This is a genomic window from Collinsella sp. (assembly GCF_052346665.1).
Lineage (GTDB): Bacteria > Actinomycetota > Coriobacteriia > Coriobacteriales > Coriobacteriaceae > Collinsella.
Genome location: NZ_DAWDUX010000014.1, coordinates 1 through 9,234, shown reverse-complemented (window position 1 = coordinate 9,234; position 9,234 = coordinate 1). Strand labels below are relative to the sequence as shown.

Genomic DNA, 9,234 nt, shown 5'->3' with positions numbered 1-9,234 from the left:
CTGGCTTGGCGATCTCCCCTTTGGGGCAATCGAGAACTACGGCTCTGACCTCCAAGTCACCTCGCCCCTCATGACCCTTCTGACACTCGCCCGCATTCCGCATGTTTCCGATGTGCGTCTCCTCATGGCAATGTATGAGCTGTGCGGTACGTTTTCGCTTTTCGCACCCACCGAGGAGTTGTGCGCCGCACTCGAAACGGCACGCTCGGCGGGCGCACGTTTCTTCGAAGAATGGCGGCCCGTTAAGAAAGCCGACGGCAGGCCAAGCGGACTCTGGAGCCGCAGGCCTCTTGTTGCAATCGAGGAGCTCTCCTCCTTTGCCAACGAAGTGCGCACGTATCGTTGCGGAGCGCGCTTCGCTCGCTGCGCCAAGCTGGTCACCGGAATATGCGCGTCTCCCTTTGAGGTGCAAGCCACTATGTTACTTTCGCTGCCGCCAAAACTCGGAGGCCAAGGGTTCAAGGGGCTCGAGAACAACAAGGAAATTAAGCTCACTAGCGACGCGCGTCTCCTCTCGGGACGAGTCCGCTGCTGTTACGGAGACCTCTTTTTCGAAAACACCACCTCGGGGCGTCCGCTGGATATTGAGTGTCAAAGTGGTCTGGTCCATGACCGATACGAGTCCTTCATCTCGGATTCGGACAGAATGGCCGCATTGCAAACCATGGGGATCGAAGTCCTGCCCCTTACCTATGACCAGCTTTTCAATCCAGAGAAGTACCACGCCGTCTGCGCCCATATTGCCCATTTGCTGGGCACCAAGCCCCCGGTTCTGGATGCCCGCATGCACCAGATGGAAACCAACCTGCGATACCGCCTATTCACCAGCTGGAATACGCCCTTTTAGCATGGCCGCGCCAAGCATCGATCGGGGCGGGCATGGCCAGGTGCCTGCACGAAAAACTGCACCCGTCAAGCAGACCCTGCACGTGAAATCTCGAGGACTTTCGTATCGCTTGCTGCTAAGTACGTTCAATTTGGCTGTCACCGGAACTCGGCCCGTTTAAGGCGACACCTCTACCTTCGCTTTTGATAGGCCGCATTCATTCCGTACTCAGGGTAAGCCAAAAATTGAACGTACTTGGAACATCGAAGCGCCGCAAAGCCGCCCGGCACCGCAGATCGACACCGTATCCACGCCAAAGCGCGGGCGCACGTATAGCGGGTTTTTGGATGGATGCCCGCAGATTGGACTTCCAGAAAGTCGTCTTGGCGTGTGCGGCGTGCGCATCCGGACATTTTGTGCCTCCCAATGCCCGACTCCCTGCACGCGACAACGATTAGCCCACTTCTACAACGCCCGGCGGGCCTCGATAGCGCGGCCCAAGGTGAGCTCGTCAGCGTACTCGAGGTCGCCGCCCACGGGCAAGCCGCTGGCCAGGCGCGTGACGGTGATCCCCAGTGGCTTGATGGTGCGCGCGAGGTAGCTCGCTGTGGTCTCGCCCTCGATGTTGGGGTTCGTGGCGATGATGACCTCTTCGATGTCCTCACTCCCCAGGCGAGCGAGGAGCTCGCGCACATGCAGCTGCTCGGGGCCGATCTTGTCCATGGGGCTAATCACGCCGCCGAGCACGTGGTAGAGGCCGCGGTAGCTTCCCGTCCGCTCGATGGCGGTCACGTCGCGGGGCTCGCCCACCACGCAGATCCGGTCGCGCTCACGGGACATGTCCTCGCAGATGGCGCACTCGTCGTCGGTAGCGTAATTGAAGCACCGACTGCAAAAATGCACTTCGTTCTTGACCATGAGGATGGCATCGGCCAGGCGGCGCGCCTCCTCGACGTCGGCTTCGAGCAGATGGTAGGCGATGCGCTGGGCACTTTTGGGGCCAATACCCGGCAGGCGTCCCAGCTCGTCGAGGAGTATTTGAAGGCTACGATCGGCACTCATGCTTCAATCCAAAATCGTTCCACAGCGGCGTGCGTCCGGAGCGCGCATCTTGGGGACGGACTCCAATTTGCACAAAGAGGGCCGTGTGCATTTTGGGGACGGACTCCAAAATGCACACTCTGCCTCAAGTTCAACAGATGCTAAAAAGGCATGCCGGGCATGCCTGTGCCCATGCCGCCGGTGGCGGCGCTCATACGCTTGTTGGCGATCTCGGCCACGCCGCGGTAGGCCTCGTTCACGGCCGCCACGATCATGTCCTGGAGCATGTCAACGTCCTCGGGATCGAGCGCGTCGGGGTCGATGGTGACGGACTGAAGCTGCATGTTGCCGTCCACGGTCACCTTGACCATGCCGCCGCCGGCACTGGCGTCAACGGTGACCTCGTTCATGCTCTCCTGGGCCTCGGCGAGCTTCTTCTGCATCTGCTGGGCCTGCTTCATGAGCTGCTGCATGTTGATTCCGGCCATGGGTTCTCCTTACTCAAGCCTCCTGCGATTCCCGCAGGCGAATAGTCCAAGGGCATGGTACCACGGGGGACCGCAGCCGCCGCGGGAGGCGGCCGTAGGCGCGGCCACAAACGCGGTCACGGTCTCTGCCGCGATCACGCCTGCGGCCACAGCTGCGGTCTCGGCCTCTACCCCAGTCTCGGTCTCGACCACGGCTGCGCTCTCGAGGGCAACTTCGTCGATTTTTCCTAATGAAAGCAGGAGATTTTTCGACGAATCCACCCTCGCAGCATGAGTACCTTAGCTGCAGGACGACCCTGGCGACCGAACTACTTGAAGACGACGTTGCCCCAGATGTTCTGGAGCACCTCTTTCGCGTCGACGGCATCGGCAGCGGGTGCAGAGGCGGCGTCGCCGGCGGCGGGAGCGGTAGCCGCGGGCTTCTGAGCTGCGGCGGGCCGCCCAGATGTCGCGGAGACTGCGGGCTGCGGGGGTACCGCGGGCTGCGCGGGGACGTCGAACGGCGGCAGCTCATCCTCATCGGCATACGAGGCTATCGTCGCGTCGTCGTACGGGACCTGCTCATCTTCCCACGCCCTACGGTCGGCCTCGATGTCGCGTTCGGGCAAGACGGTGGGACCACTCACCTGGTCGACCGTCTGCGCGGACTGAGCAGATGCCGGCTGCGCCGAGGCATCGGTCCGGCCCTGAACAGGAGCCGACGTGGGCTGCGCGGCCGCCGTGCCCTGCGTCGCCGCCGGAGCGGATGCGGCCTTTGGCGCCGGCGCTGTCGCGGCGGCCCCCTCCATCACGTACGTCACCGAACGCTTGCCGAACACCTGGCAGATGATGGGCATGACCAGTTGCGCCGAATCGGGCCGGGTGATCATCTTGAGCGCAAAGGTTGAACCCTTGGGGAATCCAATCGTAAGCGTCTCGCCGTCATCGCTCACCGCGCGAGAGCTCTGCAGCAAGCCACCGCGAGAGGGCTGCTCTGCCGTGACGCGCTTGACCGCATCCGCCCAACGACGCTGCAGTTCGCCGGCGTCAGCGGCAGGGGGCGTGACGGCGCATGAAGCCATATGGGGCTGGGACTCGGCGGAAATAGTCGTCTTCACTGCGGGAGCGCCAGTCGCCGACGCCGCGGACGAACTCACGCTCGCACCAGGCACCTGAGCCGTAACGGGTGCTGTGCGGTCTGAAGCCGAGCTGACAGTCGCACCGGGCTCGGGATTTGTCGAGCAGGTTGGGACGGGCGAGGCGGAGGGCTCAGCAGTGGCGGGACGCACCTGGGCAGACGCCGAATTCGCGGCGGGCATCGTGGCAGCAGCGGGAACCGCGGCAGCAGGCGCCGCAGCAGCAGGGGGCACCGGTGTCGCAGCGGGTGCCGCAGCCGATGCCGTGACAGGATCGGGGGCCGGTCTCGAGGCAGCGGCTTGGGCGCCGGTTCTCTGGCCTCGCCCCATAGCCGCCGCTGGCATCTCCCCACGCGCGGGCGCGACGCCCCCCTTGGCCGACGCCGCCTGCGCGACAGACCTTGTCCCCGTCATCGAGGCAAGCTGCTCTGCCCCCATCGGCGTACTCGGAACACCGGCGGCAATCTGGGCCTCCAATCGCACGATGCGCTCGGCTAGGGCTTCCAGCGTCAAGTCGGACTCGGGACGAGCGAGCCTTGTGAGGGCTATCTCCAGGACCAAGCGCGGATCGGAGGCACTGCGCATCTCGAGGGCCGCATCGTCAAGAACGGTCAACGCGCGAGCAAGGCGATCGGCACTCCCAAACAGGCGGGCCTCCTCCACCAGCGCGGCGACCTCCTCCGGTGTCCCATCGAACAGCTCCGTCTTGGGGCCAGCGATCGCTGCGGTATAGACATCGCGCATGTGCGCCACCAGGTCGCGCGTGAGCTCCAGCAGGTCATTACCCTCGTCGACCTGGGCACGAACCAGCCCGAACAGGCCGACGGTGTCGCGCACGGCCATCTTGCAGGCAAACTCGGCGAGGACCGTCGACGCGACTTCGCCCAGCAGGGCGCGGGCGTCGTCCGCACGTACCGAGCCATCGCCGAATACCGAGAGCTGCTCGAGCGTGGACAGAGCGTCGCGCATGCCTCCGCGTGCGTGCTTTGCCACAATATCGAGGGCCTCGTCGTCAAAGACAAAACCCTCCCGCTCGCAGATATACCGCAAACGTCCCACGATATCCTCGTTCGAGATACGGTGGAAATCAAAGCGCTGGCACCGCGAGAGAATGGTTTCCAAGATCTTTTGCGGATCGGTGGTGCATAGCACGAAGATCACGTGGCTCGGCGGCTCCTCGAGCGTCTTGAGCAGCGCGTTGAACGCCGCCGTCGTGAGCATGTGGACCTCGTCGATGATGTAGACCTTGTACGCGCCGCGCACAGGCGCAAAGCTCACCGAGTTGATGATCTCCTCACGCACGTTGTCGACGCCCGTGCGGCTCGCGGCGTCCAGCTCATACACATCGGGGTGGGTTCCCGCCGCAATGGCCTCACACTCGGGACACGTGCCATCCGGCATGCAGCCCGAGGCGCCCTGCGCACGGGCGGCGTCGGACTTCTCGCACAGTAGAGCCTTGGCGAGGATGCGCGCCATGGTGGTCTTGCCGGTACCACGCGGCCCACAGAACAAGTACGCATGGGAAAGACGACCCTCGGCCACCGCGTGCTCAAGGGTGGAGACGATATGTTGCTGGCCAACCACGCTTTCAAACGTGAGTGGACGATACTTCCTGTACAGCGACTCCATAAGGCGCCTCCTTTACGGCGTTTCGGGCACAGACACGCAAGCGACGAGGCTACAGCCCGTGTTCGACAAGACGACGATCGATCTCCTTTAAGGTCGACCGAATCGCGAAGAGTTGTTTGTATGTGGCGGATTTTACCCTGTTCTCCGCGCGAAGCTTCTCCATATGACGAGCCGTCTCGTCCAGCTCACGCCGCACATCGGCAGCGAACTGGTCAAACGCCGTCAGTCGATCCATGTTCTCCACGCAAGGCGCCCCCTTCTCTCCCCTTTTACCTCCCCGCTCGCGAGCGCAGGACGGACGCGGCGACGGCACGGGTGGGGCTCGACCCGCTGATGATGAATCGCTCCATCAATCATACCGTCTTGCGTCCGCGCGGGTGCCCAGGGGCGCAGCGGCGGCCCCGCCGAGGAGGCGCATGCCCGATATCGGGCGATTTTGTAACGAGTTTGCCGCGGGGTCGAGTAGACGCCTGTTTCGGCTTCCTGCGAGCTGGGGTTTTGTTGTTCAAAACGCCCGTCTACTCGGGGCGTTCGGATTCTCGTTACAAAATCGCCCGATTCCGGGCACTCCCGCATGGTGGAACGGATACTCCCGCCTGCACGCGTGGTAAAATTCGACCTACATCAACCGGCCACGGCCGTGAACGCAGCTCAAACGCACCAAGGATGGCCATGCCGCTATTCTCCCCACACAGATCGCCCCGATCCGGGGCAGGAACACCCGCATCTCACGGGCCCACCGCGGTGCCCGGCGCCAAAGCGGGCTATCCCGCGAGCGACCACGCGGGCAATGGGTTTACACCCGGCGGGGCACCACTGTCGCAGCGCCACGGACTCGGCGGCGTGCACGTTGCCCCGCCGCCCCCGGCGGGGTCCGCCGCATCCGCCCTGCTTAAGCGCTATCGCCCCCTGCAAACACGTGCGGCGGGCGGCTTTGGCAGTGTCGAGATCTGCCTCGACGGGCGCCTGCAGCGCCGCGTCGCCATTAAACGCATGCCGCTCGCCTCCCCCTACAACCGCGTCTCCACCGAAACCACCGCGACCGCGCTGGCCGAGGCCCGTACTGCGAGCATGCTCCAGCACCCCAACATCGTGCAGGTCATCGATTTCACCTACGACAGCGCCTATGCCTACCTGGTCATGGAGTACGTCGACGGCATGAGCCTCGAGGAGTTCCTCGCGCAGGTCGACGGTCACTCACTCACGTACGATGAGGCGGCCTGCATTGCCGATGCCCTCGTCCAGGCGCTGTCCTTCGCGCACGAGAACGGCGTACTCCACCTCGACATCAAGCCGGCGAACGTGCTTATCGACCACAGCGGCCACGTCAAGCTGGCCGATTTTGGCATGGCAACACTCGCGAGCGCCGCGGGGTTCGGCGGAGCGCGCGGCGGCACCATTGGCTACATGCCCCCCGAGCAACTCAACGGCGAGGTCGTGGACGAGCGCAGCGACATATTCGCCCTCGCGTCCGTGCTCTACGAATCGCTCTGCGCCGCGACCCCATTCCGGGCGGGCACGCCGGCGGACTCCCTCGCGAACATCGAAAAGGGCGTGATCTACCCCAGCGACCTGCTCCCCGACATCCCCGAATCCGCTGAGGACGCGTTGCTTTGCGCCCTCGCGCCCAACGCCTGCGACCGCATGGCGGACGTGGGTGAGTTCGGTGACCTCTTTTTGGCCAGCTTGGGGAACCCGCGCGAGGGACGTCGAAGTCTGGCGCGCATCATCGCCCGCCTGACCTCGGACGAAGAAGAGGAGCAAGGGGGCGAGACGCAAGAGGCGGCTCGCGCCTGGGAGCTCGATCCCGCAGAAGGATACCTGGGCAGCCGCACACCCCGCGCGCGGTTTTACGCGCTCGGGGCGATCAGCGGAGCCGCAGTCGCGGTAACGTCCTGGACGCTCCTGGGCGACTTGGGGATCGCCGACCCACTTGTACGCGCGCTCACCGCAATGGGCATAGGCGCCGGCGCGGCGCTCGCCCCGCAGATTGGATCGGCTCTCGCCGCGGGCGGCTGGCTCATGCTTATCCTAAACAACACGCCCCTGCTCTCGGTGCTGCCCGTCGCCATCCTTTCGTTTGCCCTGTTCAGCGCTTGGTGGCTCGTGTGGGGCCGTCTGCAGCCCGCCTCCTCCATGGCGTTCACCGTTGCCGCGGCATGCACGCTGACCTGCGGGAGCACCTTGTTCGCAGCGCCCGTCGTGGTTGCGCTCGCCGCGTTCTTCCTTGCGCCCGCCCACGCCGCCACATCCACCGCCTGTGGCCTTGCGTTCGCGCGCCTCCTTATCGCCGCGCACGTCGCTGGCGGTGCGCTGCCCCTCGACATGGCCGCACGAGCCCTGTTCTCCCTTGAGTTCCTCATCCCCGCCGCGGGCTTCTCGGCGGGGGCGGCGGGAGCGAGCTGGATGCTCGACCGCGCATGTCAGGCGCGACAAGACAGCCGCTCTACCAGCCTCACAACCATCCTGTACCTGCTGCTTCCCGTGGTTTCCGTTGTGTTGCGCTATCTTGCACAGCCTATGGAAATTGCCAGCGTGCCGCCCCTCGAGGTCGCCGAGGCTGTGGGACTTGGGTGCCTATCCTCTATAATCGTTTGGATATGCGTGTATTTGCTTGGATACAAACGAGAAACCCCGGAAGGTGATCGCTCGTGAACTTCCTGAATATCTTCGAGGACCGCGTTGCCGGCATTTTTGGCGCAGCGCAAGCTCCGTTCTCTTTTAAGAAGCTCGCCAAGCAGGCGGCTCGCGAGATGGAGGACCAGACGCTCGTGATCAACGGCGTGGACACCGCACCCGCGTTGTACACCGTCCTCATCTCCGCCGACGACGACCCGCTGCTCGCACCGTACTACGCGCAGCTCGCACGCGAGGTTTCCGAATTCGTGAAGGCGCAGGCCGAGAAGAAACGCTACCGCTTTTCGGGCTCCCCGCTCGTCCGCTTTATGATCGACCCGTCCCTCAAGGCGGGCAAGTTCTCCGTGTTCGCCGAAAACGTGGACGCCCCCACCCTCGCCCGCCTCTATGAAGAGGAGCGTGCGTTCCTCAACGGGGGGAAGCAGGGCGGCGCGAATGCGTTCGGATCCAGGACTCCGGCCCCATCCCCCGTTTCGCAACCCGCGCTGTCACCGCTCGCCGCCGACGCCGAGATGGGTGCTTCCGCGGCCGCCGGGATCGCGGGGCAACCCGACCCGTTCGCAGCCGACTCGCCTGTGCCCGACCCGCTCGCGGCCCCCATTCCCGTTCCCAAAACCATGACGCGCGAGCAGATCGCCGGCCTGGGCGGCGCTGCAGCCGCAACCGGTGCTGCCGGGGTTGCCGCAGCGGCAGCTGGGGCGCACATGGCGCCGTCCCGTCCTTCCGCGCCCGCCCGTCCGCTCGCCCAGCTCGTGGACGTGGTGACCGGCGACACGTACGAGATCACGAGCGCCCGAGCCACCGTGGGCCGCGAGCGCTCCGTTGCCGATGTGGTCCTGCGCGACCCCAACGTCAGCCGCAGCCACGCCCAGCTCGCCTTCACCGGAAGCGACTGGTCCATCGAGGACCTTGGCTCCACCAATGGCACGCTCGTCAACAACCGCCGTGTCTCGCGCTGCCCGCTGCGCACCGGCGACCTGCTGACCTTTGGCCTCAGCACCTTCGAGTTTAGGGGCTAGCCGTGATTGACATCTTCCTGTTCGCGGGGCGCATCGTCCTCATCGTGTTGCTCTACATCTTCCTGTTCGCCGTCATGAAGACCGGTGTGGGACTGGTGCGCGGCCAGCGTCGCGACTCCGCCATTTGGACCATCGACGTCGACAAGGGCCCGCGCGGCATCCGCGGCATCCACATGGACATCCTCGGCCCCGTCATCGTGGGCCGCTCCCCCAGCTCGGACATCTGCGTGAACGAGCCCTTTGTCTCGGCGAGCCATGCGCGTTTTTCGCTGCAGGGGCCCGCGCTCGTGATCGAGGACCTCAACTCGCTCAACGGCACGCTCGTGAATGGACGCGCGCTCAAGGAGCCCGCCACCCTGCGCGAGGGCGATGAGGTCCAAATCGGAGACGTGGTCATGAAGGTGAATCGCCGATGACCGACGAGCGGGACTACACTTCACGCGGGGTGGACGAAGTGTTTGACGAAGAGCTCCCCCGCG

The 9,234-nt window shown here is 64.7% G+C and carries 9 protein-coding genes; 4 read left to right on the top strand and 5 right to left on the bottom strand.

The window, feature by feature from the left end; all coding sequences use genetic code 11:
- The first annotated feature begins 124 nt into the window (after positions 1 to 124).
- Complete coding sequence (locus tag ACT8II_RS03845) at positions 125 to 847, top strand: hypothetical protein (RefSeq protein WP_443813024.1); 723 nt, start codon at positions 125 to 127, stop codon at positions 845 to 847.
- Between the two features lie 444 nt (positions 848 to 1,291).
- Here ACT8II_RS03845 and recR read toward each other — a convergent pair whose 3' ends face one another.
- From recR to ACT8II_RS03820, 5 genes are all read right to left on the bottom strand, one after another.
- Positions 1,292 to 1,888, bottom strand: a complete 597-nt coding sequence (gene recR, locus ACT8II_RS03840; RefSeq protein WP_294122745.1) for a recombination mediator RecR — start codon at positions 1,886 to 1,888, stop codon at positions 1,292 to 1,294.
- Between the two features lie 140 nt (positions 1,889 to 2,028).
- Positions 2,029 to 2,355, bottom strand: coding sequence for a YbaB/EbfC family nucleoid-associated protein (locus ACT8II_RS03835; RefSeq protein ID WP_118652842.1), 327 nt, complete (start codon positions 2,353 to 2,355; stop codon positions 2,029 to 2,031).
- A 9-nt stretch (positions 2,356 to 2,364) separates the two neighbouring features.
- Positions 2,365 to 2,616: a hypothetical protein gene (locus tag ACT8II_RS03830; RefSeq protein WP_317440541.1), complete on the bottom strand. Its 252-nt coding sequence runs from the start codon at positions 2,614 to 2,616 to the stop codon at positions 2,365 to 2,367.
- A gap of 47 nt (positions 2,617 to 2,663) precedes the next feature.
- A complete protein-coding gene (gene dnaX, locus ACT8II_RS03825; RefSeq protein WP_443813023.1) occupies positions 2,664 to 5,099 on the bottom strand; it encodes a DNA polymerase III subunit gamma/tau in 2,436 nt (811 codons plus the stop codon).
- Positions 5,100 to 5,148: 49 nt separating this feature from the next.
- Positions 5,149 to 5,334, bottom strand: coding sequence for a hypothetical protein (locus ACT8II_RS03820; RefSeq protein WP_302743139.1), 186 nt, complete (start codon positions 5,332 to 5,334; stop codon positions 5,149 to 5,151).
- A 509-nt stretch (positions 5,335 to 5,843) separates the two neighbouring features.
- Between ACT8II_RS03820 and ACT8II_RS03815 the strand changes: the two genes are divergently transcribed.
- The 3 genes from ACT8II_RS03815 to ACT8II_RS03805 are packed head-to-tail and all read left to right on the top strand — an operon-like array spanning position 5,844 to position 9,171.
- Positions 5,844 to 7,754: a serine/threonine-protein kinase gene (locus ACT8II_RS03815; RefSeq protein WP_443813022.1), complete on the top strand. Its 1,911-nt coding sequence runs from the start codon at positions 5,844 to 5,846 to the stop codon at positions 7,752 to 7,754.
- Entirely contained in the window at positions 7,751 to 8,755 is a 1,005-nt protein-coding gene (locus ACT8II_RS03810; protein WP_118652836.1) for an FhaA domain-containing protein, read from the top strand. The genes ACT8II_RS03815 and ACT8II_RS03810 overlap by 4 nt, the downstream gene beginning before the upstream one ends.
- A gap of 2 nt (positions 8,756 to 8,757) precedes the next feature.
- Positions 8,758 to 9,171 (top strand): FHA domain-containing protein, encoded by a 414-nt coding sequence (locus tag ACT8II_RS03805; RefSeq protein ID WP_118652834.1) that lies wholly within the window; start codon positions 8,758 to 8,760, stop codon positions 9,169 to 9,171.
- Positions 9,172 to 9,234 lie beyond the last annotated feature (63 nt).